Genomic DNA, 23,275 nt, shown 5'->3' with positions numbered 1-23,275 from the left:
TTTAATTGATTAAGAACAAAGGAGAATTTAACTATGTGTGGATTTTGCGGTTACATTAACCAAGCTGGGATTCCTAAGGAAACCATCGAAAACATGGCGAACAAAATTAAGCACCGGGGTCCAGACGACAGCGGTTACTTCCAAAACGAAGACGTTTCGCTTGGATTTCGGCGGCTTTCCATCATTGATTTAGCTCACGGGGCCCAACCAATGTATGGTGACAACAATTCGCTGGCCTTAACCTTTAATGGTGAAATTTACAACTACCAGGAATTACAACAAGAATTAATTAAAGCAGGCCAAACCTTCCAAACCGATTGTGACTCTGAAGTTTTGATTCGGGGTTACGAAACCTGGGGCCCAAAACAGTTACTCAGTAAGTTACGGGGAATGTTTGCATTTGTGATCTACGACCAAAAGCAACACCAAGTCTTTGGTGCACGCGATCACTTTGGAATCAAGCCGTTGTACTACTATGATGACGGGACGAACTTCATGTGGGGTTCAGAAATCAAAGCCTTTTTGGGTAACCCGAACTTCAAGAAGGAATTCAATGAAGACCTGTTAGCGGTTCACCTAAGTTTTGAATTCATTCCTTCTAAGGAAACGATGTTCAAAAACGTTTACAAAGTGATGCCTGGTCAATACTTCATCTACAAGGATGGCAACGTTACGACCGATACGTACTACAAGTACAACTACGATCACATTGATAACAGCCAAACGATTGACGGTAACGCTCAACAAATTGAAAAATTAGTGGACGATTCCGTTAAGGCGCACATGATTGCCGATGTTCCAGTTGGAAGCTTCCTTTCTAGTGGAGTGGACTCTAGCTACGTTTTCAACGAAGCCGCCAAATTACAACCAATTCACTCCTTCTCCTTAGGGTTCAACAACTCGAAGTTCAGTGAATTATCCTGGTCAACGAAGTTTGCCAAGGAAATCAAGCAGGAAAACACGCCCATCACGATGACTGGGGACAACTACTTCGACTTCCTGCCAACCATGATGTACTACATGGACGAACCCCTATCCAACCCATCAGCTCCACAACTTTTCTACCTCTCCCAAGGAGCACGAAAAGACGTGCCGGTAACGTTATCTGGAGAAGGAGCAGACGAATTCTTCGGTGGTTACAATACCTACCTCGAAGCCTTCACCTTTGAACGTTACCAAAAATGGGTGCCTAAATTTGTCCGGAGTGGTCTGGGCCACATTGCGGCGAAATTCCCACGGTTCCACGGCCGTCGGTTCTTAATCCGAGGGGCAGAACCACTCTGGCGGCGTTACTACCGGGTCAACTACGTCTTTGATGAAGTCGACCGAGCTAAGGTTTTGAAGAATCCAAAACTGAACCGCGATACGGCTGAATACTCCAAGCACATCTTTGATGAAGTCAAAGGTAAGGACGAAGTAACCCAAGAACAATACTTCGACATCAACACCTGGTTACCATTCGATATCCTCCACAAGGCGGACCGGATGAGCATGGCCAACAGTCTGGAAGTGCGGACGCCGTTAGTTGATAAAGTAGTGGCTAACTTTGCGGCTACGATGCCAACGAAGACGCGGATTACCTTTAAGGACGGCAAACCCGTTACCAAGGCTTCCTTTAGAAAAGCCGCTGCTTCCCAAGTACCAGATGTGGTGGCCGACAAAGAAAAGCTCGGTTTCCCATCTCCAATCGCCCAATGGATTAACGATCCGAAGTACCATGGTCGCATTGTGGAAGCCTTCCACTCAGACATTGCGCAACGCTTCTTTAACGTTGACCAGTTGGACTACATCTTAGAACAACATGCTCACGGAAAGTCCAGCATGCAGAAGATCTTTACGATCTACACGTTCATCCTCTGGTACGGGGTTTACTTCCCAGAAAACACCAACATGCACTATGATCAAAAAGTGGTTTTGACGCCTAACGATCGGTAATTAACTTAAAACAAGGATGCCCGTCTAACGGACATCCTTTTTGTTTGCCTTCCATTTACAATGACATGTGCTAAGCTATGGATAAAAATCACCGTCTTCAATTGAAAAAATAAACCAGAGGTCCCTCATGGATTTAGGCACTAAATTAATCACCCTTCGCAAACAACATCAGCTTACTCAGTCCCAACTAGCGGACCAAATTCACGTTTCCCGCAAGACCATTTCCAATTGGGAAAATCAGCGGAGCACACCTGATTTAGACTCACTCAATTTACTGTGTGAACTGTATCAGGTTCCTCTCGACTATTTTGCGGCTAACCATCCAAATCCGACCCAACCAGTGGTTAAATCGAACCGCTGGCATAGATGGGGCTTGGCCGGAAGCTACGGCGCTAACCTGCTGCTCGTAGCCCTTAGCATTTATAATTTATTTGCTGTTGGTCCTTCCCACCTTTATTTTGTTACGCCGATGATGGTGTTTAATTTTTGCATTTTCTTCGTGCTTCATCCACACAATGGTTCCCAATTAAAGCAAAATCACTTCGCCATCGTTACGATTAGCCTAGTCGTCTTTACCTTTTCAATGCTTGCAGAACTAGGGATCATTCTTGAAGTGCAACAGATGAATTTAACCCTGGGTAACTGTTTTGGGTTACTAATCCATGGCGTCACGTTAGCCGTGGGTTTCATTATCATGCTCTTTTTGTGGAAAAATTAGCTTCATTTGAATGAGTAACATGGGTGACATTCCCAATTGGGACCTTTTTAAGCTCGTTTTATCCGCTAAAACCACCTAAATTAGAAATAACTTCATCACTACTTTAGGAGGTTACTCATGCCTACTCATTTTCGCTTTAAAATTGGACTAACTCTAGTAATTTACCTTGGTTTAATTTTAGCTCTCAATTTTTTTCACCGGTTAATGGTTCCTCACTGGTCTCGTTCGCCGGTACTTATGCTTGCCTTACCACTCATGTGGCTAGTGCTCACCATCTTCAATCATTTCTATCTGCACCAACCCCTGTTCTATTATCATCAGCTAACCCCCAACCGAGTGGAAAAATAGTTGGCCAACTTTAGGAGTCAGCGGGATGCTAATCATCTTGATGACTCTGCCGACCTCATTTCATTTAAATCTGGAAATAGTTTTAATGGCAGCCAATGCTGGAATTTTAGAGGAGCTTTGCTTTCGCGGCTTAATCTTCCCACTTGCTCTACAAGCCCTAACGCCCAACCATCCTCCGGTAACCACAGTTAGACTGGCTATTCTAGTAAGTAGTAGCCTTTTTAGTTGTTTACACAGCTTGAACATCCTAACACTTGGGCAGGCTGTGCTTCCCACCATTCTGCAGATCGCCTTGACCTTTTGCTTGGGCACCATCACCGCCATCCTGTATTTCCAGACGCAGAATCTCTGGTTAGCAATAATGCTCCATTTTGGGATTAATGTCACGAACAATTCCTTGCAAATTAATTCAATCTGGGAGTTCATTAGTATCATCATCATTTGCCTGGGACTGATCAGCTACCTTTTGCTGGGTTTGGTTAGTTCCACCAATTGTGATCATGATTTACAAGCATTCAACCCAAAAAAGATTGCAAAATAACTTTGCAATCTTTTTTGAGTTTATTTAATTAACTAACTTTACCATAGTAGTAATATCATTACGATTAAATTGGAAAGTCCATGAGCTAGCATTGGACACTTTAAATCATCAGTATACCAAAAGGCCAATGCATATGCTAGTCCAGAAAATAATAATTCTAAAGTTCCAATTCCTAAAGAATAGCCGTGGATTAGTGCAAAAATAATGGCAGTAATTCCAATCGCTAAATATGGTCTAAATTTTCCAAGAATTTCCTGCTGTAAAATTCCCTGAAACAAGATTTCCTCTAAAACAGGACTTAAAACCAGAAGGGTTAGAATCGTAATACTGCCAATGCATGAGTGGAGTGCTGTAAGAGTTTCGGAATCTCTGGTGGGTGTCTTGGTAATTATTGATAATCCGAATTGAATTGCTTGTGAAAGTACTGCAGCTATAACGGCAGTCCCAATTATTTTCCAACTCCAATTAGTCCAATCAATGGAAGTCCCACCCAACCACTTATAAATTAAAAGTGAGAAAACTGCTAAAACTAAAAAACTTCCCACACTGACTGCTAAGTGAGCTCCATAGTTAACATTGTGAGTTGTTTCGTTACTCCATAATAATTCTCCAAGGGTTGGAATTTGAATTAGTCCAACTAAAATTGGAAAAATTAGAATCACAAAAAATTTTTTTATCGTCATCCTTTTATCCTTATTCACATTTTCAGTTATTTTAACACAAAATAAAGCCATTTAATCAAATGCCTCTGGATACACTAATTTTCCATTTTTAAACTGTTTCAAAGTCCCCGAAAGTCGCTTTAACAAACAAAATTTCGTTGGCACAGCAAGAGGAAAGCTAACTCCCCACTTATTTGCTGGCTCATATCCAAATCTTTGATAATAACCAGGATCTCCTAAAATACTGATGAAGTGAAAAGTTTTAGTGTCAACTCGAGCTTCTAAACAACGCAAAATTTGGGTACCAACGCCCTGTTGTTGTGAGGTCGGCAAAACCGCCAGTGGCGCTAACACTAACCCCACTATAGAATTAGTTGCAGTTATAATTTTACAGGGACTTAACATTCCGTAACCCACGATCTGAGATTCCTCAGCTGCCACAACTTCTAAGTTAGGTTGATAATCTGATGCTACTCTAATTTTTTTGACTAAATCATTTTCTTCATTATAACCATGTTCCGACTCTTGAAAAGCCTGAAAAACCAACCGGTTAACTACTGGATAATCCACTGCTTGGATTGTTCTGAGCTGAACCATTGAATTACTCCTCCAATATCGATGCCATCCAATTTTTTATATCAATCCCAGTTTTATTAACGTGGATGACGAGGGTCTTTTTTCGGAATGGCACCAATTCTTTCCAAGTAATTCGAACGACCTTCCTTGGGTTTTTCTGCTTGCAATAGCATCTCATTATCATAAAATAACGTATTAATACTATTCAAAAAATTTAATGAAGCAGCTAACAGAATGATGGAATTCAAGCAGACGGCTACGAAAAAAATCAGCAATAAATCAATTTCCAAATAAAAATCTAGTTTAAAATTATTAGCCAAGAAAATTGAGTTAATGATATTCAGAAACACAACATCAACGGTGATCGTTCCGGTTAACGGGGCTAGATTCGCAAACAAACTTTTGAAAAACGTAAATCTAAAGTGATCAGAATTTTTGAAGTTTGCGACCTTAACCTCATCGTATTTTTCTAGGTAGTTTTTGCAAATTGATTCGTATTCTTCTTTGGAATACTTAAATGTGATGTAAGCCGGGATCGCAATCGTTAAAACAATTAACAGGAAATAAACCTCGGTATTAAAGCTTTTGGACCACGGAAAATAGATATAAATCAGTAGCACAATCCCTAAGGTTAAAAAGGTGAAGGTACTATTAAGACTGAAATTTTGCACGATTTCTAGCATTGTTCGTTTCGCATTTACCTTAGCAACTTGGCGCGCTAAACCGATTCCGATGATGGAACAAATCACCCCTAACCAAATAATTAATACGGGCACAATCGCTTCCAATCGCATCTCACCACTCCTCTTATTTTTATTTAATCTTACCATAACCCCAAAAAATCCTAGTTCCCATCACATCAATGGGTAACTAGGATTTTTATCCTGAATAAATTAAACCTTAATTCATCTCTTTTACCGCCGCATCCACGTAACTCAAGAAGAACAAGAACTTGGCATCATCTAGTTCTGGCTTAACTTCCACACCCTTTACTACCAAGTGTGTCTGACTGGCATCCTGTTCGTCTGGTTGGGCGTCTAGCTTAATCGTTAATTGCAAAGTAGCTGGTAAAGCGCCCAATTGAACGTCATTAGAGGCTTCTACAATTTTAGAAAATTCGTGGTCACCGAGTTCGTCTAAAATCCGCCGAATCTGTTGGGTAATAAACTGCTTCCAGAAATTACTAAATTCTTGTTTCCCTTCGTCCGTATCCAGCTTAAATGGTCCGTTAATTTCTAATTGTCCATCGTTAAGTGTAATTGTAATTTCCATCATGCTACTCCTTTGTCTGACTTAATTGGTTACTTTCATTATAGCGAAGCAGCGTCCAGAACCCAATTAATTCCCCTGCCGCTTCATTTATATTAAGATAAGTAATAAGCAAACATTTGGAGGTCATCATCATGGAAGCACAGTTACAAACTCAACTATTAGACCGCTTTTTAGGGTACGTTAAACAAAATACCCGCTCGAATCCCAATTCTAAGACGGTTCCGTCTGACGCAAAGGAAGTCGAATTCTTAAAGAAGTTGTCCGCCGAACTCAAGCAAATTGGACTCAGCAACGTCCGGACCAACCAGGCAACCGGCTACGTCTTTGCCGACTTGCCAGAGACAGACGAGACTCCTCGTCCCGTCGTCGGGTTCATTTCCCACGTCGACACCGCTGACTTTAACTCCGTAAACATTCAACCCCAAGTGGTCGAAAATTACGACGGTCACAGCGTAATTAACCTAGATGACGCTGGCAATTACCAACTTGATCCAGCCGCCTTCCCGAGCCTCACCAAGTACAACGGTGATACCTTAATCACTACCAACGGGGAAACACTGCTCGGAGCAGACGACAAAGCCGGGGTCACCGAAATTGTTACTGCTATGCAGTACCTGATCAATCATCCGGAAATCAAACACGGCAAGATTGTCGTTGGGTTTGGTCCAGACGAAGAAATTGGAACCGGAGCCGACCACTTTGATGTTAAGGACTTTGGCGCCGATTACGCCTACACGGTAGACGGTGGTCCGCTCGGAGACCTTGAGTACGAAACCTTTAACGCTGCAGCCGCTACGGTCACCTTCCACGGAACCGACGTTCACCCGGGTGATGCCAAGGACGTGATGGTCAATGCTTCCCAACTCGCCATCGAATTCCACAATCAGTTACCGGCCACGGAACGTCCGGAAAACACGAGTGGTCGCGAAGGCTTCTTCTTCCTGGTTTCTATGAACGGAACCTGTGACGAAGCTAAGTTAGAATACATTATCCGGGACTTTGATAAGGACAACTTTGAAAACCGCAAGGCCTTACTGGAAAAGATTACCCACCAAATGAACGACAAGTACGGTGATCATCGGGTCGACCTCTACATGAAAGACCAATACTACAACATGGGAGAGATTCTGGAAAAGGACCTGACGCCGGTCAACCTCGTTAAGGATGCCATGCACAAGTTGGACATCAAACCAAGCATCTTCCCGGTTCGGGGTGGGACCGATGGCTCCAAGATTTCTTTCCTAGGCATTCCGACCCCTAACATCTTTGCTGGTCCGGAAAACATGCACGGTCGCTTTGAATACGTCTCCTTGCAAACGATGGAAAAAGCCGTGGACTTAATCGTGCAAATCACGGAAGACGTCCCGACTACGGAAAAATAATGTTAGCACAGCAAACCTATCAGTCGCCGCTGGGTCCGATCGTAATGGTTAGTAACGAAACGGCGCTTGTTGGCCTTTGGTTTCAGGATCAACGCTACTATGGGGCTCACTACCAACTCGACCACATTCCTAGTCAGCTCACCGAACCCATCCAGCAAGCGGAAACCTGGCTCAACCAGTACTTTGCCGGGCAGAATCCTGATCCACAGCGGGTGCCGGTGCAGCCAAAGGTAACTCCGTTTCAAAAGCGAGTTCTTACTGCATTGCAACGGGTTCCCTACGGAACAACCACGACCTACGGAGAGTTAGCCACGGCAGCTGGAACTAGCTCAGCCCGGGCGGTTGGCAATGCCGTGGGTCACAATCCAATTAGTTTAATCATTCCCTGCCATCGGGTTCTGGCGCAAAATGGTAGCCTAACTGGTTATGCTGGGGGCTTAGACCGGAAACGATTCCTATTACAATTAGAACAACAGCACTAAAAAAGCTGGTGTCTGACCACCTGATGGTCAAACGCCAGCTTTTTTGCGTTTTTATTATTATTCCTTAAACTGAATCTTCACGTACTCGCGGTACTTTGGCAACGTCTCCAACAATTGCTCGTGCGTTCCATGGCCGCTAACGTGTCCCGCGTCGATGAAGTAAATTTCATCCGCGTCGACAATCGTACTCAACCGGTGCGCAATGATCAACGTGGTCCGTCCATGCATTAGTTGTTGCAACGCCTTTTGAATCATGGCTTCTGACTCTGAATCCAGACTAGCCGTTGCTTCATCTAACATCAATAGTTCGGGATCACGAAGAAAGGCCCGCGCAATCGCCAATCGTTGCCGTTGTCCCCCACTGACCTTGATGCCACGTTCTCCCACTTCGGTATCGAGTTGGTGATCCATTTCTTTGACAAAACCATCGGCGTAGGCCAACTTCAAGACGTGCCACAGTTCCTCATCCGAATATTCCTCGTCCAAGCCGTAGGTTAAGTTGTGGCGAATCGTGCCAGCCACAATTGCCGAATCTTGACTCACAAAGCCAATTGCCTTCCGCCATGCCTTCAGATCTAACTGGTTAATGTCCTGCTTGCCAATCGTAATCTTGCCACTAGTCGGTTGGTAGTAGCGTTCAATCAGGTTCAAAATCGTGGTTTTTCCACTTCCGGATGGCCCGACAAAGGCGATGGTCGTATTCGGTTGGGCTACCACGTTCACGTCCTCTAAGACGGGTTGCCCATCACCGTAGGCAAAGTCCACGTGCTGCAAAGCCAGTGGTTGATTCTTAATTTGCGGAAGTTGTTTCTGATCAAAGACTTCCTCTGGTTCGCGTAAGATAGCCTGCAGGTGTTCGGTTGCTCCACTCGCCTTCGCCAACCGAACCGAGAACTGCCCTAGAATCGAAACGGGTGAGATCACCTGGAATAAATACATCAGGAAGGCAAACATGGTTCCCATCGTCATCGTACCAGTCGCCACCCGGTGCGCTCCATAGGCTAAAATCCCGACAATCAGCGCCATCATGGTGGTCCCCATCAGTGGATAGGTAATTGCTTCGTAGATGGCTTCCTTCAATCCAATTCGATACAACCGGTGAATTAATTTTGCTCCGCTCTCTTTTTCGTATCCCTCGGCGTTCGAAGCCTTCACTAAGCGAATTTCACTCAGAGTATCATCCACCTGACCGCTGAAATCTGCCAAGGTCTTTTGGCGAGCTCGCCCAACCTTCATTGTTCGGTTCATTAAGGGCCGCATTAAGGTAAAGACTAGTGGGACCGCGATCAGCATGATCACCGTCATCTTCCAGTCCATGATAATCATGAACAAAAAGGCTCCCACCAGTTGAAAAATCGAAGTTACAGCGTTGGGAAATGAACTCGCCAGTAAGTCTTTGATTTGGTCTGAATCGTTTACCAACCGGGAAGTGAGCTGGCCCACCTTCACGTTATCAAAGTACGGAACCTTGAGGTGAATTAGCTTATTCCACACTCGCCGGCGCAGATCAGCTACCACTCGTTCTCCAAATGAACCCAGTAAGCCGCCCGAAACGGCATTGATCACCGCACTCCCGATAAAGAGCACGATGATTCCGACCAGGAGTCGGACGTCCACGCCGTTTTTAAAGTTATTAACTAGCGTCTGGGCAAACTTCGGCACCACTAACTGACCAAGCGTCGCAATCAGACCCAATCCCAGCCCTAACCAAAGTTGCCAGTACTTGGGATGCGTATCGCGTACTAATTTAATGAAACTCCGGAGTTGAAACTTTTTTGGTGCTTCTTCCTGCATAACAATCCTCCTTCTTCTTAATCATTAGAAATAACTTCTATCTTAGCGGATTGTAGCAAAAATACAACTAATTTATCGAGTGGTCGGAAATTGACGCGTTAGGCGTTGGACCGTTTCCCGAGCCGCGGTTAGTTGGGCTTCGTCATGGGGATGATTTAACACCGTTCCAATTAACTCGGCCACGGTTTGGACTGCATCCTCCGTAAAGTTACGACTGGTAATCGTGGGGGTTCCAATCCGGATTCCTGCCATTGTGTTACCCGTTTCTAACGGCAGCAATTCCTTGTTCGTTGCAATTCCCACCGAATACAACAGGTTAGCGGCCTCTGCTCCGGTCATCCCGGTCGCTTGAACATCCAGAGTTAGTTCGTGGTTCACCGTGCCCCGGGTGACCACCCGGACGTTGGGCGTTTCGTTCAAAATCTCAGCCATTAACTGCGCGTTCTCCACCACTTGTTGCGCGTACTGGCGAAACTCTGGTTGTTGAGCCTCGCGGTAGGCCACCGCTTTGGCCGCCACAATCTGTTCGAGGGTCCCACTCTGTGACCGTGGAAAAACGGCTTCGTTTAAGCGGTCAGCGTACTGCCGTTTGGCTAAAATCATTCCCCCGCGGGGACCACGCAGGGTTTTGTGGGTCGTAGAGGTCACCACGTCGGCTATGGGCACCGGACTCGGTAAGACGCCCCCGGCAACTAAACCAGCAATGTGGGCCATATCCACCATCAGATAGGCCCCAACTTCATCAGCAATTGCTCGCATCCGCTCCCAATCAATTAGTTGACTATACGCCGAAGCACCGGCAATCAGTAGCTTGGGTTGCCACGCCTGGGCTTGGCGTTCAATCTGATCATAGTCCAGCAGTTCCGTTTCCGGATCCACCCCGTAAAACTGCGCGTCGTACAGTTGACCCGAGAAGTTGTGGGACTGTCCGTGGGTAAAGTGTCCGCCGGCGTGTTCACTCATTGCTAAAATCCGATCGTCTGGTTCTAACAATGCCGCGTAAACGGCCTGATTGGCCTGGGTTCCCGAATGGGGAAAAACGTTGGCATATTCCGCTCCAAACAAGTCCTGAGCTCGTTGCCGGGCCAGGTTATCCACTCGATCAATCGCTTCGTTTCCGGTATAGACCCGACTTTCGGGATAACCGACCGCATATTTATTGGTCAAGACCGAACTTTGGACCTCGCGCACCGCTTGGGATGCAATGTTTTCTGACGCAATCAGTTCAATCACGTTTTCTTGCCGGTCGGCTTCTGCCTGCACCGCTTGCCAAATCTCTGGATCTTCTGTCTGTAATGCCTTCATCTTGGTTCCTCCTCAAAAAAAGACGCCCCTGTACATCTCGTACAAGGGCGTCTGAACACTGTTCCACCTTATTTTACCGGGGCGCTCGCACGCTCGGCCTCATTTTCTTAGCTATAAGAAAAAGTTATCAATTTTTAGAAATCCCCTAACTGCCTTCCCAGGAGAGCCGTTGTTCTTTCCAGTTTCCGAACAATCCCTTTGCCAGCTCCCACTCTGGTACTATGTTTAAAGTAAACATAGCATACTAAATCAGTTTTTATTTGTCAACGTTCGTTTTAACTTTTTTGCTTCCGATTAGAAGCAAAAAAATGGCAATCAGCAACTGTCAGGTATACAATTTAATTGTTGAGTATTAAATAGGATTTCAAAGGAGCTGTTACAGATGATGAAACGGAAGTTATTTACGATTGCAGCCTTAGCTGGTTTGGGGCTCTCGACTGCCACGAGTGTGATTCCATCTACGGTTCACGCCGCTAGCGACAAGACCATGAGCAGTAAGAAGATGGATAACAAGTCTAACAATCAGATGAACATGAACGACAACATGAAGATGGAAATGAACCATAATGGCGAATTACCAACTAATCTAAAAAAGGCCAAGAATCCGAAGTACAAGGTTGGCGAAAAGGTCACCATTACTGCCAACCACATGATGGGAATGAAAGGTGCCAAAGCCACTGTTGCTGGCGTTTATGACTCACCGTTATACGTAGTGGACTTCAAGGACACGAAGACGAACAAAGAAGTCAAAAACCACAAGTACCTGGTTAAGTCTGAATTAAAGGCCGAAAACGGCAAGAAGTTATGTAAGGGCGCTAAGGTTACCATCAACGCCGATCACATGGACGGTATGAAGGGTGCCAAAGGTAAGATCGTCAAGGTTTGCTCCGGTCCAGCTTACGCCGTTAACTTCACCCCTACCAACGGCGGTCAAAAGTACACGAACCACAAGTGGTTAAGTCAATCCGAATTAAAGAAAGACTAATCAGAACTATAACATTTTTATATAATATTTATTAAGCAACTAATCACATAGTTTCTTGTGTATTAGTTGCCTTTTTTTATAGTATTATTTAATAAAAACATTATTCTAGTAAAGCTTAAAATATATTTTGATAAAATCCTACAAATGATATAATAACAACGGATGATTACATTAACTATAATATCAATATATTTCATCCATATCTTGTAAACGCGTGATATCAGCATTTATTCACATTCATTTATTTTCAATTTATTTTTAATGCACCTTGAAATATTTTTTATCCATGTCCTGTAAGCGCGTGATATCAGCATTTATTCACATTCACTTATTTTCAATTTATTTTTAATGCACCTTGAAATATTTTTTATCCATGTCCTGTAAGCGCGTGATATCAGCATTTATTCACATTCACTTATTTTCAATTTATTTTTAATGCACCTTGAAATATTTTTTATCCATGTCCTGTAAGCGCGTGATATCAGCATTTATTCACATTCACTTATTTTCAATTTATTTTTAATGCACCCTGAAATATATAAAATATGGAGAAATTAAATAGTGGAAAAAATTATAGAAAAAATAAACCAATACAAAAAGAAAATATTAATTTAGAATATAAAAAATCCGATTTTAAATTACCTAAAAATTTTTGGGAAACGTATAGCGCAATGGCAAATACGTCTGGCGGATTTATAGTTTTAGGAATTGATGAACCCCATACTTACAATTATAAAATAACTGGAGTTTCTGTACCAGAAGATGTAAAAAGAGATTTTTTTAGTGGACTAGGAAATAAGAAAATAATTAGCCAAAGATTAACATCAGATAATTCAGAAAATTACATTGAATATGAAATCAATGGAAAAATAATAATTCAAATTTATGTAAGAGAAGCAAATCATAGTGAAAAACCAGTTTATATTAATGGAATAAAGACAAACGCTTATGTAAGACATAATGATGGTGATTTCCTTATGGATGATGAGGAATACAGATACTTCATAACAGATTCCAATAGCTCTCTTGATTCAGGATTATTAGACAATTACAATATTGACGATTTAAACGAAAAAGATATCAATGATTATAGAAAATTATTATTCAATAATACAAAAAAGAAAAAATATGATGATTTCCAAAACTATAGTAATTTACAATTTCTATATGATATCGGTGTCTTTAAAATTGATAGAAAAAATTCAAATCGTGAATATAAATTAACTAAGGATGGATTGTTATTTTTTGGAAAATTAAAATCTATTCTTGATGAATTTCCTGGATTTCAATTGGACTATTTTAAATATAATCATGATACTGATAATAATTGGGTAGATCGTGTTTCAAGTGGTGACATGAATTATCCAGAGTTAAATATATTTTCATTCTATAATGTAGTTTTAAATAAGCTTCCTTCTGGAATTCCAGATAAATTCATTCAAAATAATGAAATGACAAGAGGATCTTATTATGCTGATTTAAAATCAGCTACAAAAGAAGCACTAGTAAATTCACTTATGCATCCCTACTATAATTCTTCAAAAGCAATACGAATAAATGACTACGAAAGTTGTTTTGAATTTTTTAACCCTGGTAATATGAGAGTTAGTTTGGACTCTTTCATCAAGGGTCAAGATTCAGATTCAAGAAATTCTGTAATTTCTTCATTATTCAGAAAGTCTGGAATTGCTGAAAGAGCAGGAAGTGGAGGACCAAGAATATTTGAGTCTGCAATAAACAATCATTTACTTGCTCCAGATGTAGTTATTCTTCCAGAAAGCACAAAGATAACAATATGGAAGGTTGATTTACTTTATGCAATAAAAAATATTAGAGATTTATCTGACGAGCAAATAAAAATATTAGGAGACATTATAAATTATTTTACAACGATACCACAGTTATCAAAAAGAAACCCAAATATCCCTAAAAATAGGATTAGAACAATTGTAAAAAATCTAACAGATATGGATTTAATAGTTCACTTAGGGTCGTACAAAAGTTCAAGATATATCATGAATCTTAATGAACAACAAATAGAAATGGAAAAGCAAAGATTAATTAAGAAGCTTAACGATACAAAACTATAAATACTTATCATACCTAATATATAATTTGCTCCTCATAAATAACTTATACTACTATTTATTAAAAAATATTAAATTAAAAAAATCCCGAATCAAATTTGATTCAGGATTTTTTTTAGTTAGTTTTCAATGTCATCCATCATGCCGTCTAAAGCATCGGCAAGGTTGCCCATAAACCGTTGGACGTTCTTTTCGTCATCATCAGCCGAATAGGGATCATTGTGTGAAGTTAACAGTAAGATTTCTTTGTTCGTCGATAAAATGGATTGTTTTAAGTCCGACACCTTTCCTGACAAGTTAAAGAAAGAGTCAATTCCCTGGATGATGCTCATTGCCACCCCGGTCAAAGAAACAATGGCCAGCAGTTTAATGTTGTGCGAAGACATCGAAACCAACAGCGGAATTGAAGCCGACAGCACGATCCGGGTGATGTTACTGACCGCAGATAAAATTTGATAGTACTTCAACTTAACCCGTAGTCGTTTAACCGTATTTTGGGCCTGTTCAATAATTTGCTTTTCCGTGGGTAATTGGGTGGTCATAACCAAAGTTCCTCCATTTTTCCAATGAAAAAGGAGCGGCTCCCGCTCCTCAATCCTACAATTGTAAATGCGTCCCCTCGGAGTCGAACCGAGATCATGAGGACCGAAATCTCATGTGCTATCCGTTACACTAGGGACGCCTTACAGACTTCATTGTACTAATTTAGCCCGTCGTTTGCAACTAGGGCTCTAGCGTCCGCCCGCAATCTGTTGCGCCGCTGCCTCTAAATCCAACAACATCTGAAAGGAATCCTGCTTAAAGTCGGCCACGAGGCTCTCACCCTTGGCGGTATACATCCCCAAATGTTTGCCCATCACGCTTACAAACTCTAAGTGCTGGTCATCCACCGGTTTAACCGAGTCGTAGTGACCTTCCTCAGCGTTAATCAAATAAGCCTGCAGTAAATCACAAATCGTTTCATAGATTAATTGATTACGGGTAATCTTTTCTCCGGCAGCTTGCTTTTCTGCCAGCCGTTTTTCCACCTCGTCCATGTTTTCTGGAATCATTCTGCCCCCTCCTTTACCTGCTTCATTATAAACATATGTGAGAAGTTAATACCACTATGGTAAAGTAATGATTGAGAAAGGAAGTCACGTCGTTATGAAAATTGCATTAATCGGAGCTGGCCCCCGGGGCATCCTCCTCTTAGACAGCCTGTTACACCACTTCAAACCCAATCAAAAAATTCAGGTCGAGTGGTTTGACGCGGCCCCGTTGGGAGGGAACGTGTGGGATCCCGCTCAGGACCACCATTTAATTATGAATTCACCCGCCCAACTAGTGACCCTGTTTAACGATGAGCAATCCCCAACCGTTACCGGTCCCACTTTTTACCAGTGGACCCAGTCAGAGAACGCCACTGATTTCATTAAAAGCAATGGTCTAGATCCCCAATTAATCACGCTCGCAAATCAGCTTGGTCCTAATGACTACGCGCCACGGGCATTATTTGGAGCCTATGCTCAGTGGGTGACTCAGACCATCATACAGCGATGTCCTGCCAATCTGACCGTTACTAGCCACGCCACTAACGTGGAAAACGTCACCACGAAGGCGGTCCAAGCCATCATCACGACCACTAATCACGAGCAGTTTGCGGTCGATCGAGTGGTGCTGAGCACCGGAAATACGCCCAGTGAGCTAAGTGCTGACGAACAATCACTCCAAAAATACGCCACCGCGAACCAATTAACTTACGTTGCCCCGGAACTTCCAGAAGAAGCTGATTTTGCAACCATTCAACCGGGTGCAACCGTCGTCATCCGCGGGATGGGATTATCCTTTTTTGATTACCTGACCCGGTTGACAATCAGTCGCGGAGGTCATTTTAAGCGCCACGCCAATCATCAGCTTGAGTACCAACCATCAGGACGTGAACCCCGCATCGTGGCTGGCTCCCGCCGGGGTGTGCCCTACTACCCCAAACCACTCAATCAGGAAGAAATCGGCGAAACAAACCACTTTTACTTCTTAAACGATGTGACCGTGCAGAACAACCTGGTTAATGGTCATTTGCCGGGATCCTGCTTCATTGCGCTGCTGCAAGCAGAAATTGAACTGCGCTACTACCAACTGTTAATTCAAGAACGCTATCTGGAGCTTGACCAACAGCAATTTACTCAAGCCTTTGTGGCCGCTGCCGATCGCAACCACTTTGTTGCTGAAACAGCCATTCAGCCAGATGATCGTTTTGACTGGGACCACGTCTTAAATCCCGTGGCGGGGACCAAAATTACCACCACCAAGGATTATCAACACACCCTGTTGAATTGGATGGACCAAGTCATGACGGATGCCGCTTTAGGTTCAAAGCACGCTCCGTTAACCGGCGCGTTAGCAATTGTGATCGAGCTGCGGCCCTTCTTACAGCACCTAGTTGTGGATGGCTTCTTTACCCCTGACGATTACGTTCACTCTTTCTTGCAACAATTTAACGCTGCCAGTGGCTTTCTCACGGCCGGTCCGCCCCTGTTACGGTACGAGCAACTAGCCGCATTGATGCGCGCCGGTGTTGTTACCATTTTAGGACCACAGCTCCGGGTTTTAGGCGCACAGGGCAAATTTCAAGCCTTTTCCCACTTCTATCCCAACGAACCGGTGGCTGCTGACGCTGTCCTAGAGGCCCGGGTCCCCTCGATGAAACTAGCCCACACAGCGAGTCCCGTGCTCCACAATCTGTTAGAACAAGGCGCAGTTCAGCCCGCTCGCTATCCTCTCACGGACGGAACTAATTATGATAGCGGCGCCGTGGACGTTGACTTTGCTAGTTACAGGGCTTGGCAAGCGGACGGAACCTTATCCCCTAATCTATATGTCTGGGGGCTCCCACTGAGTGGTAAGGAATGGATGACCACGGCGTTGCCCCATCCACTGGCTCACGACCACAACTTTGCGGTGGCCGATCGAATTGCCACCCACCTATTAGCCCAACCATAACGAATTAGAAATGCTATAATAAGCACAGATAAGCAAGGAGGTTTCACAATGGCATACGTCGCAGAAGAATTTAGTAACCTAGCCACCGAAATGATCAAGTACGAAGAAAAGCACAACCTGGATGATAACCAGATGGCCGTCGCCCTGCATATGACGGTCGAACGTTACCACGACTTAAAGAGTATGTGGGCGGAACCCAATCCAGATGAGGTTAAATTAATTCAGTCATTTTTGATTCACAATAAGTAAATTAACCCGGCTGAGCAGTAAAAGATCAGCGTGGTTCAATGACATTGTTGCACCGTTAATTGAATAAACAAGTCACCATTGAGCACTGGAATTTTCAAAGAATTCTAGTGCTTTTTTGGTTTAGAAGCACCGTTAATCTCGCTTTTTAATCACATTTTATGATTTTATAATTAATTTCAGATAATTAATTTACTGATAAAATACATTGAAACTAGATTAGTAATTTTTTCATTTATATGAGAAGATAGTGTAAGGATTAGTGGATGAAACAAAAGCAATAATCCCAATTAACTATGCCGCTAGTAACTCAATCAATAAGCTGATCTCAGCCCTAAAGGATGGAATAGATGGTAAACCTCAGTTTTAAGCCTGCCAAATACTTGATTGCATTTTTACTTTTTTTACTTGGATACGCGGGTGCAATTTTCCTTGATTTTAACTTTAATTGGTTATCAATGATTACCACTGGACTAGTTAGTTTAGTAATTTTATACGGTTATTCCAATTTAAAAATATTTTTTCGGCCCTTTGACTGGCATAAGTGGCGGATGTTGGTATGGTATCTCTTTTTATTGTTTATTTTGGAAATAATTCCAATTTTAATTGTAGTTTTCTTTTTCCCAAATGTTATTAAATCCCTTCGTGGTACATCAATTATTAGTGAATCATATCAATTGCATACCCCTTTAATCCTCAGAATCTGGGTAACCTTTAAAATTTTAGTATCTATAGTTGGTGAAGAGGTTGGGATGGCTTCCATTTCGATTCCACTGATTCACTTGCTACTAAAGACGAAAATGAAAAAATTTGCCTGGCCCATCGTAAATAGCTTAGGTTGTCTTTTACTTGCACTTTTACATTTGCCCCACTATCATTTTGAGTTATTTATGCCTTTGGTAGTAGGAATCACTCGCTATCCCATCACGGCTTCCTGGAAAAAATCTAACACCCTATGGAGTGGGATTTATATCCATTGGATTTCAGATATTGTGGTAATTATTAGCGCTTTAATTTAAAGACAGAGGAGAAAGAGGTATTTATGTTAAAAAAATGTACAAACACGATTAAAAGTCATCCGATTAAAACTGTTATTGTTATAATTATCATCCTATTTTTAATTTATTTAATTATTAATCCATCTATAATTAATTCGTTTGTTGCTGGCTTTAAAGCTGGAACTTCTGGTAAATAATGGAAATATTAAATTTGGATAAACTAAAAAAGTCGATTCAATTTCTGAATCGGCTTTTTTAAGCTTCAATGGTGTGATTTACGTTTACAATAACCTTTCCCTGCGCGTGCCCACCTTCCAAGTAATCGTAGGCCGCTTGTGCTTCGCCAAAGTCATAGATTCGGTCAATAATTGGCAACAACTTTTCGGTTTCAATCATCTGACTCAGAATCTGGAGTTGGGACCCACTCGGATGCATGATTAAGAAGTGGTAGTTTACCCGATGTTTCTTTGCAAACCGTCGCAGTGGGGCGCTGGCTACCGAGAAGAGTAGTGACTTTGCAAGACCTAGGTGGTGGTCCTGCCCAAATTGGTAGGTCGGTAAGCCGTTAATGGTGACTAGGCGCCCACCAGGCCGCAGAATTCGGAAGCTATCCTTGAGGTACTGACCGCCTAACGTATCAAAGACCATGTCGTAGTGAAAGAGCACGTCGGCAAAGTAATCCTCGTGGTAGTTAATCACTTGATCAGCCCCCAGGGAACGCACTAATGCCGTTTTGCTGGGACTAGCGGTAGTTGTAACGTAGGCCCCCAGCGCTTTAGCAATCTGAATCGCCATCGTTCCAATCCCCCCGGCACCGGCCTGAATAAAGACCTTCTGGCCGGGTTGAATATTGCCGAGTTCCACCAGTGCTTGATAACTGGTTAGACCGGTCAACGGTACCCCACTGGCAGATTGATAGTCCAGTTCTGCTGGAATCAGAGCAATCTCACTTTGATCAATGGCAATGTAATCGGCTAACGTTCCGGTGTGTTGATTATCCGGTCGACCGTAGACCCGGTCCCCCACGCGAAAATCGTGGACGTTAGCTCCTACTTGGACCACTTCTCCAGCAAATTCATTGCCCATCGTCAGCGGTAACTGAAACGGAAAAATAATCTTCATTTTCCCAGATTGAATCTTATAGTCCACCGGATTCAGTCCGGAATTATGAATGTAAACGAGCACTTCATTGGCTCCAATCGTGGGAACGGGAATGCGTTGGTTTTCCGCTGGTTCCCGGTAATGATTAAAGCGAAAGGCTTTCATTTGCGTTGGAATGTTCATTCGCTAACCTCCTTACATAAACTTTGGAATTAACCAGTCTTTTACGGCCGTTGGTAATAATTTCATGCCCCAGACGGTTGGTTTGGCCAAGTAACCAATCAAATAACGGGCGCGGGGATGCTTTGATTCTAACGCCTTTTGGACTGTCTTCGCAATCAGTTCTGGATCAGAAGCGTGCTTTGATGAATAGGTGTGATCCATGTTATGCTGCATTTCTTGAGCTTGGGCTTCGTAAGCCGTTCCCTTAGCGGACGTCTGTAAGTGTTGCATAGCAATGGCTTCCCAGCGACTCTTAACTACGCCTGGTTCAACTAAAATCACCTTAATTCCATACCGCTTTACTTCCATTCGTAACGAATCGCTGAGCGTTTCCAAGGCGTGCTTGGAGGCAAAGTACCAACCAGCCATGGGACTGCTGAAGCGACCGGCCATGGAAGAAATATTGATAATTCGTCCCGACTGTTGCTTGCGCATGTACGGCAAAATCAACCGGGTCAGGGCCATCAACCCAAAGACGTTTACTTCAAACTGCTGCTTTGCTTCTTCATCACTAACCGTTTCCTGCGCTCCAAACGAACCATATCCAGCTGCGTTCACTACTGCATCAATGCGATGGGCCCGTTGCATTAACTGGTGCACGGCAGCTGTCCGGGAAGTTTCATCCGTCACATCTAATTGTAAGGGAATTACCCCAACTTCGGTCAACGGTGCCATCCGATCCACGTGGCGCGCAGCTCCAAAGACCTGATAGCCTGCCGAAGCCAAGTTATGTGCCATCCGATATCCCATTCCTGAACTAGCTCCCGTCACTAAAATTGTTTTCATGTTAATCTGCTCCTTTTTGCCTTTGCGTATTTTAAGTAACAAGTGTATCATATCTTCGAATGAGTTGCGAAGCAAGGGCCAATTCCCCTCCTTTGTAACTTATGAAACAAAAAAGAGAAAGTGGGTAGTAACATGAACCAAACCGATCGGCGGGTTCGCAAGACCAAACAGGCCATCCGCACGAGTTTAGAGCACCTCCTGCAAACCAAAACTAGTTTAGAAGAAATTAGTGTAACGGAAATCTGTGACACGGCTGACATTGGCCGGAAGACCTTTTACAGTCATTACACCGACAAATACGCCCTGATGGACGATTTCTTGGACGCTTATTTAGCTGAACTCCGCATTACCTGCACTAACATCACGGATCCCCACGATTTTGCCCAAAAAACTTCCATTTGGGTGACCTTCTTTTGGGATCACCGGCGCTTTTTCCGGCTTTTATTTGCTGACCAGGGTCCCTACCAATTTCGCCAAAAATTGTTTGACTTTACGTATGAACAATTCATTGAAAAGTTGAAACTTAAACCAACTACCGCGGTGCGCTTCATTTGTCACGGAATTGATGGTCTAATTAACGATCTGGTGACTAGCGAAACCACTCCCAATCAGGAGCAACTGGTCCAAGCCATCACTAATTTGTTACACGTTAACCTCACTGCCATTCAGGACTAACCCCAGAAGGAAAGCTACCTGCTCATCAACTGAGCCCAAAATATGTTAGGATAGCACCGTTACCACTAGTTTAATCATTAAAGGAGTCTTCAAAGTGGAATACTATACTTTAGCCAACGGAATGAGAATTCCCCAACTAGGCTTTGGAACCTACAAATTAAACGGATTTAGCGGAGCAATGGCCATTAAATCCGCCATTAACAACGGCTATCGCCTGTTAGATAGCGCCTATAACTATGAAAACGAAGGAGCCCTCGGGCAAGGAATTCGGGATGCTGACGTCCGGCGGTCGGACCTGCTAGTGACCTCCAAGCTCCCCGGTCGTTACTATGCGCACCCAAAAGCGCCCTCTGCGCTGCAAGAATCACTGTATCGCAGTGGACTAGACTACTTTGACATCTACCTATTGCACTGGCCCAATCCTCAGGACGACCAATACGTGGAGGCGTGGAATGCCTTAATCGCCGCTCAACAAGCTGGGTTGGTTAGAACCATCGGGGTCTGCAACTTCTTACCCGCCCATTTAGACCGCTTGCAACAAGAAACCGGGGTTCTGCCCCAAATCAACCAAATCGAACTCCACCCCTACTTCAATCAGTTAGAACAACGCCAGTACGACGAAGAGCACAACATCCTAACTGAAGCCTGGAGTCCGTTGGGCAGAGCCAGTGAGATGCTAAAGGATCCGACGCTAATTGAGATTGCCAAGCGGTACCACAAGACGGTCGTACAATTAATTTTACGCTGGGAAATTCAATTAAACGTTTTGCCGATTCCAAAATCGTCCAACGATCGCAACCAGCTTAGCAACCTGGACGTGTTTGATTTTACAATCACTGCCAGTGACATGGACAAGATTAACGTGCTGACCAAACCAGACGGGCGCACGCACAACCAAGATCCAGCCACTTACCAAGAATTCTAATCAATCAGAAACTAAAAGCCAGATTTCGGTCTTAATCACGAAAGCTGGCTTGTTTGTTTCTAATTCAATTTTTTAATGCCCGCGCACTCGCCGTTGGGTTAATTCGGCATCCAAGTATCCAAATGCCAGCTCGTCGATTTGTTGTAAATCTAAAGTCTTGCGCTTAGTGCGGGTGGGATCATCGCGATCCAGGTAGCGAAACGTGACCTTGCCCTTCTCTAACTGATAGGGAATCCCTAGGTAGGCTTTCCCTTTTTGGGTTTTAAACCGTAAGAACCGCCGAAAGTAGACCGCCTGCCGAACCGTTGTGTACACCAGATCCACAGTCCGGTCAAAGCTCCGTTCGTCGTTTAAAATCGGCTGGCGATAGGTTCCCTGGGCCAGGTTTACAGACACTAGGTGATTAATCAAGCGTAAGTAATCACTCTTTAATTGTAGTTCCTTAATTTCTGCCAACCGAATCAGTTCATAACCACCAAACTGCCCGTTCATGTCGACCACAGACAGCACTGCTACCTCAGAGTTCACGGCTTTCACCTGACCGATAAAGAACAGATCGGAGTTGACCTTTGGCACCAGCAATAACCGATGACCGGTTTCTGCAGCCCGGTGCAGACTCGCAAAGATTGGGAGGGCTCCCGTTTCTACAACCGACTGAACGTGAGGCGCCTGGAGTTGCTCCCGTGATTGGGACAATAGCTGGAGTTCCTGGCCCCCAAATTCAACGGAACGAATCTCCGTCTTTTCCAGTTCCAGTCGTTCCACCCGACTGTTATCAAATTTATCAAAACTCAGCACCCTAATCCGGTCCGAATCGACCTGTTCAATAAAGCCTTCGACCATGCGACCGTCCTGCTTAATCAACAACAGGGCTTGACCGTAAACGTAGGCATTACCCAGTACCTGGGTTAAGAGATCGACGCGGTCGTTCACCTTCATGTGGCTTGGTTTCGTCCCCAATAAATGAAGCTGTTGTGCGGTTTCAATCCGAGCTTCCATTCGCACCAAGTCATCACTATCAAAATCAACGTCAAAGATATCCTCATAGGTTAAATAAACCAGGCCGTTCGCCAAGCCATTTTCGGTATAGGTCGTAAGAATTACTCCGACGTCGTCTAAGGCAATTACCCGGCCAGTATAAAAAATTGAAGAACTATTTTGCAACACGTTTACGAGGGTGTGCTTTTGCTGGGCCGCTCGTAAGGTTTTTACAATTTCTTCCGTTTGATAGTTATCCATTATTCCACCTCGTT

24 protein-coding genes are annotated in these 23,275 nt (G+C 43.6%); 13 read left to right on the top strand and 11 right to left on the bottom strand.

Annotated elements, in window-relative coordinates; genetic code table 11:
• Window positions 1-33: 33 nt before the first annotated feature.
• The 4 genes from asnB (at window position 34) to M3M39_RS02585 (ending at window position 3,542) form a co-directional block, all read left to right on the top strand.
• Window positions 34-1,935: an asparagine synthase (glutamine-hydrolyzing) gene (gene asnB, locus M3M39_RS02600; protein WP_252797672.1), complete on the top strand. Its 1,902-nt coding sequence runs from the start codon at window positions 34-36 to the stop codon at window positions 1,933-1,935.
• A gap of 127 nt (window positions 1,936-2,062) precedes the next feature.
• Window positions 2,063-2,653, top strand: a complete 591-nt coding sequence (locus M3M39_RS02595) for a helix-turn-helix domain-containing protein (RefSeq protein WP_252797671.1) — start codon at window positions 2,063-2,065, stop codon at window positions 2,651-2,653.
• Window positions 2,654-2,770: 117 nt separating this feature from the next.
• The gene (locus M3M39_RS02590) at window positions 2,771-3,001 is read left to right on the top strand and encodes a hypothetical protein (protein ID WP_252797670.1); all 231 of its coding nucleotides are present in this window, start codon (window positions 2,771-2,773) and stop codon (window positions 2,999-3,001) included.
• A 25-nt stretch (window positions 3,002-3,026) separates the two neighbouring features.
• Window positions 3,027-3,542: a CPBP family intramembrane glutamic endopeptidase gene (locus M3M39_RS02585; RefSeq protein ID WP_252797669.1), complete on the top strand. Its 516-nt coding sequence runs from the start codon at window positions 3,027-3,029 to the stop codon at window positions 3,540-3,542.
• Between the two features lie 38 nt (window positions 3,543-3,580).
• On the opposite strand, the gene M3M39_RS02580 is transcribed toward M3M39_RS02585, so the two are convergent.
• The 4 genes from M3M39_RS02580 to M3M39_RS02565 all read right to left on the bottom strand — a co-directional run bounded on the left by M3M39_RS02580 (window position 3,581) and on the right by M3M39_RS02565 (window position 6,052).
• Entirely contained in the window at window positions 3,581-4,276 is a 696-nt protein-coding gene (locus tag M3M39_RS02580) for a CPBP family intramembrane glutamic endopeptidase (protein ID WP_252797668.1), read from the bottom strand.
• Window positions 4,277-4,801 (bottom strand): GNAT family N-acetyltransferase, encoded by a 525-nt coding sequence (locus M3M39_RS02575; protein ID WP_252797667.1) that lies wholly within the window; start codon window positions 4,799-4,801, stop codon window positions 4,277-4,279.
• A gap of 56 nt (window positions 4,802-4,857) precedes the next feature.
• On the bottom strand, window positions 4,858-5,574 hold the full coding sequence (locus M3M39_RS02570) for a hypothetical protein (protein WP_252797666.1): 717 nt from the start codon (window positions 5,572-5,574) through the stop codon (window positions 4,858-4,860).
• A gap of 106 nt (window positions 5,575-5,680) precedes the next feature.
• Window positions 5,681-6,052 (bottom strand): hypothetical protein, encoded by a 372-nt coding sequence (locus M3M39_RS02565; protein ID WP_252797665.1) that lies wholly within the window; start codon window positions 6,050-6,052, stop codon window positions 5,681-5,683.
• Window positions 6,053-6,183: 131 nt separating this feature from the next.
• Between M3M39_RS02565 and pepT the strand changes: the two genes are divergently transcribed.
• Together pepT and M3M39_RS02555 are read left to right on the top strand one after the other, a co-directional pair.
• The gene (gene pepT / locus M3M39_RS02560; protein WP_252797664.1) at window positions 6,184-7,434 is read left to right on the top strand and encodes a peptidase T; all 1,251 of its coding nucleotides are present in this window, start codon (window positions 6,184-6,186) and stop codon (window positions 7,432-7,434) included.
• Window positions 7,434-7,916 (top strand): methylated-DNA--[protein]-cysteine S-methyltransferase, encoded by a 483-nt coding sequence (locus M3M39_RS02555; protein WP_252797663.1) that lies wholly within the window; start codon window positions 7,434-7,436, stop codon window positions 7,914-7,916. Before pepT ends, M3M39_RS02555 begins: the two co-directional genes overlap by 1 nt.
• Before the next feature lie 57 nt (window positions 7,917-7,973).
• Here M3M39_RS02555 and M3M39_RS02550 read toward each other — a convergent pair whose 3' ends face one another.
• Window positions 7,974-9,710, bottom strand: coding sequence for an ABC transporter ATP-binding protein (locus M3M39_RS02550; RefSeq protein ID WP_252797662.1), 1,737 nt, complete (start codon window positions 9,708-9,710; stop codon window positions 7,974-7,976).
• A 72-nt stretch (window positions 9,711-9,782) separates the two neighbouring features.
• Window positions 9,783-11,015: a serine hydroxymethyltransferase gene (locus M3M39_RS02545; protein WP_252797661.1), complete on the bottom strand. Its 1,233-nt coding sequence runs from the start codon at window positions 11,013-11,015 to the stop codon at window positions 9,783-9,785.
• 382 nt (window positions 11,016-11,397) lie between these two features.
• Between M3M39_RS02545 and M3M39_RS02540 the strand changes: the two genes are divergently transcribed.
• Together M3M39_RS02540 and M3M39_RS02535 are read left to right on the top strand one after the other, a co-directional pair.
• Window positions 11,398-12,000 carry a YdhK family protein gene (locus tag M3M39_RS02540; RefSeq protein WP_252797660.1) on the top strand — a complete coding sequence of 201 codons (603 nt, stop codon included), beginning with the start codon at window positions 11,398-11,400 and terminating at the stop codon, window positions 11,998-12,000.
• Between the two features lie 545 nt (window positions 12,001-12,545).
• Entirely contained in the window at window positions 12,546-14,090 is a 1,545-nt protein-coding gene (locus M3M39_RS02535; protein WP_252797659.1) for an RNA-binding domain-containing protein, read from the top strand.
• A 116-nt stretch (window positions 14,091-14,206) separates the two neighbouring features.
• On the opposite strand, the gene M3M39_RS02530 is transcribed toward M3M39_RS02535, so the two are convergent.
• On the bottom strand, window positions 14,207-14,629 hold the full coding sequence (locus tag M3M39_RS02530; protein ID WP_252797658.1) for a DUF4231 domain-containing protein: 423 nt from the start codon (window positions 14,627-14,629) through the stop codon (window positions 14,207-14,209).
• 189 nt (window positions 14,630-14,818) lie between these two features.
• Window positions 14,819-15,139 carry a hypothetical protein gene (locus M3M39_RS02525; RefSeq protein ID WP_252797657.1) on the bottom strand — a complete coding sequence of 107 codons (321 nt, stop codon included), beginning with the start codon at window positions 15,137-15,139 and terminating at the stop codon, window positions 14,819-14,821.
• A gap of 94 nt (window positions 15,140-15,233) precedes the next feature.
• Here M3M39_RS02525 and M3M39_RS02520 point away from each other — a divergent pair, with 94 nt between their 5' ends.
• The 3 genes from M3M39_RS02520 (at window position 15,234) to M3M39_RS02510 (ending at window position 18,334) form a co-directional block, all read left to right on the top strand.
• Window positions 15,234-17,069 carry an FAD/NAD(P)-binding protein gene (locus M3M39_RS02520; RefSeq protein ID WP_252797656.1) on the top strand — a complete coding sequence of 612 codons (1,836 nt, stop codon included), beginning with the start codon at window positions 15,234-15,236 and terminating at the stop codon, window positions 17,067-17,069.
• A 48-nt stretch (window positions 17,070-17,117) separates the two neighbouring features.
• Window positions 17,118-17,318, top strand: a complete 201-nt coding sequence (locus M3M39_RS02515) for an LBP_cg2779 family protein (protein ID WP_252797655.1) — start codon at window positions 17,118-17,120, stop codon at window positions 17,316-17,318.
• 347 nt (window positions 17,319-17,665) lie between these two features.
• Window positions 17,666-18,334 (top strand): bacteriocin immunity protein, encoded by a 669-nt coding sequence (locus M3M39_RS02510; RefSeq protein ID WP_252797654.1) that lies wholly within the window; start codon window positions 17,666-17,668, stop codon window positions 18,332-18,334.
• Window positions 18,335-18,568: 234 nt separating this feature from the next.
• Here the strand turns inward: M3M39_RS02510 and M3M39_RS02505 are convergent, their stop codons facing one another.
• Together M3M39_RS02505 and M3M39_RS02500 are read right to left on the bottom strand one after the other, a co-directional pair.
• Window positions 18,569-19,597 carry an NADP-dependent oxidoreductase gene (locus M3M39_RS02505; protein ID WP_252797653.1) on the bottom strand — a complete coding sequence of 343 codons (1,029 nt, stop codon included), beginning with the start codon at window positions 19,595-19,597 and terminating at the stop codon, window positions 18,569-18,571.
• Between the two features lie 12 nt (window positions 19,598-19,609).
• The gene (locus M3M39_RS02500; RefSeq protein ID WP_252797652.1) at window positions 19,610-20,422 is read right to left on the bottom strand and encodes an oxidoreductase; all 813 of its coding nucleotides are present in this window, start codon (window positions 20,420-20,422) and stop codon (window positions 19,610-19,612) included.
• A gap of 132 nt (window positions 20,423-20,554) precedes the next feature.
• Here M3M39_RS02500 and M3M39_RS02495 point away from each other — a divergent pair, with 132 nt between their 5' ends.
• Together M3M39_RS02495 and M3M39_RS02490 are read left to right on the top strand one after the other, a co-directional pair.
• Complete coding sequence (locus tag M3M39_RS02495; RefSeq protein WP_252797651.1) at window positions 20,555-21,097, top strand: TetR/AcrR family transcriptional regulator; 543 nt, start codon at window positions 20,555-20,557, stop codon at window positions 21,095-21,097.
• A gap of 94 nt (window positions 21,098-21,191) precedes the next feature.
• On the top strand, window positions 21,192-22,022 hold the full coding sequence (locus M3M39_RS02490; RefSeq protein ID WP_252797650.1) for an aldo/keto reductase: 831 nt from the start codon (window positions 21,192-21,194) through the stop codon (window positions 22,020-22,022).
• Between the two features lie 72 nt (window positions 22,023-22,094).
• Here the strand turns inward: M3M39_RS02490 and M3M39_RS02485 are convergent, their stop codons facing one another.
• The gene (locus M3M39_RS02485; protein ID WP_252797649.1) at window positions 22,095-23,261 is read right to left on the bottom strand and encodes a hypothetical protein; all 1,167 of its coding nucleotides are present in this window, start codon (window positions 23,259-23,261) and stop codon (window positions 22,095-22,097) included.
• Between the last annotated feature and the right edge of the window lie 14 nt (window positions 23,262-23,275).

The sequence above is a fragment of the Fructilactobacillus hinvesii genome (assembly GCF_024029435.1).
Lineage (GTDB): Bacteria > Bacillota > Bacilli > Lactobacillales > Lactobacillaceae > Fructilactobacillus > Fructilactobacillus hinvesii.
This window is presented reverse-complemented; position numbering and strand designations above follow the sequence as displayed.

Bases quoted from the DNA above. Each gene is read 5' to 3' on its own strand.
- asnB (WP_252797672.1), top strand. From the start codon at position 34: ATGTGTGGATTTTGCGGTTACATTAACCAAGCTGGGATTCCTAAGGAA.
- M3M39_RS02595 (WP_252797671.1), top strand. From the start codon at position 2,063: ATGGATTTAGGCACTAAATTAATCACCCTTCGCAAACAACATCAGCTT.
- M3M39_RS02590 (WP_252797670.1), top strand. From the start codon at position 2,771: ATGCCTACTCATTTTCGCTTTAAAATTGGACTAACTCTAGTAATTTAC.
- M3M39_RS02585 (WP_252797669.1), top strand. From the start codon at position 3,027: ATGCTAATCATCTTGATGACTCTGCCGACCTCATTTCATTTAAATCTG.
- M3M39_RS02580 (WP_252797668.1), bottom strand. From the start codon at position 4,276: ATGGCTTTATTTTGTGTTAAAATAACTGAAAATGTGAATAAGGATAAA.
- M3M39_RS02575 (WP_252797667.1), bottom strand. From the start codon at position 4,801: ATGGTTCAGCTCAGAACAATCCAAGCAGTGGATTATCCAGTAGTTAAC.
- M3M39_RS02570 (WP_252797666.1), bottom strand. From the start codon at position 5,574: ATGCGATTGGAAGCGATTGTGCCCGTATTAATTATTTGGTTAGGGGTG.
- M3M39_RS02565 (WP_252797665.1), bottom strand. From the start codon at position 6,052: ATGGAAATTACAATTACACTTAACGATGGACAATTAGAAATTAACGGA.
- pepT (WP_252797664.1), top strand. From the start codon at position 6,184: ATGGAAGCACAGTTACAAACTCAACTATTAGACCGCTTTTTAGGGTAC.
- M3M39_RS02555 (WP_252797663.1), top strand. From the start codon at position 7,434: ATGTTAGCACAGCAAACCTATCAGTCGCCGCTGGGTCCGATCGTAATG.
- M3M39_RS02550 (WP_252797662.1), bottom strand. From the start codon at position 9,710: ATGCAGGAAGAAGCACCAAAAAAGTTTCAACTCCGGAGTTTCATTAAA.
- M3M39_RS02545 (WP_252797661.1), bottom strand. From the start codon at position 11,015: ATGAAGGCATTACAGACAGAAGATCCAGAGATTTGGCAAGCGGTGCAG.
- M3M39_RS02540 (WP_252797660.1), top strand. From the start codon at position 11,398: ATGATGAAACGGAAGTTATTTACGATTGCAGCCTTAGCTGGTTTGGGG.
- M3M39_RS02535 (WP_252797659.1), top strand. From the start codon at position 12,546: ATGGAGAAATTAAATAGTGGAAAAAATTATAGAAAAAATAAACCAATA.
- M3M39_RS02530 (WP_252797658.1), bottom strand. From the start codon at position 14,629: ATGACCACCCAATTACCCACGGAAAAGCAAATTATTGAACAGGCCCAA.
- M3M39_RS02525 (WP_252797657.1), bottom strand. From the start codon at position 15,139: ATGATTCCAGAAAACATGGACGAGGTGGAAAAACGGCTGGCAGAAAAG.
- M3M39_RS02520 (WP_252797656.1), top strand. From the start codon at position 15,234: ATGAAAATTGCATTAATCGGAGCTGGCCCCCGGGGCATCCTCCTCTTA.
- M3M39_RS02515 (WP_252797655.1), top strand. From the start codon at position 17,118: ATGGCATACGTCGCAGAAGAATTTAGTAACCTAGCCACCGAAATGATC.
- M3M39_RS02510 (WP_252797654.1), top strand. From the start codon at position 17,666: ATGGTAAACCTCAGTTTTAAGCCTGCCAAATACTTGATTGCATTTTTA.
- M3M39_RS02505 (WP_252797653.1), bottom strand. From the start codon at position 19,597: ATGAACATTCCAACGCAAATGAAAGCCTTTCGCTTTAATCATTACCGG.
- M3M39_RS02500 (WP_252797652.1), bottom strand. From the start codon at position 20,422: ATGAAAACAATTTTAGTGACGGGAGCTAGTTCAGGAATGGGATATCGG.
- M3M39_RS02495 (WP_252797651.1), top strand. From the start codon at position 20,555: ATGAACCAAACCGATCGGCGGGTTCGCAAGACCAAACAGGCCATCCGC.
- M3M39_RS02485 (WP_252797649.1), bottom strand. From the start codon at position 23,261: ATGGATAACTATCAAACGGAAGAAATTGTAAAAACCTTACGAGCGGCC.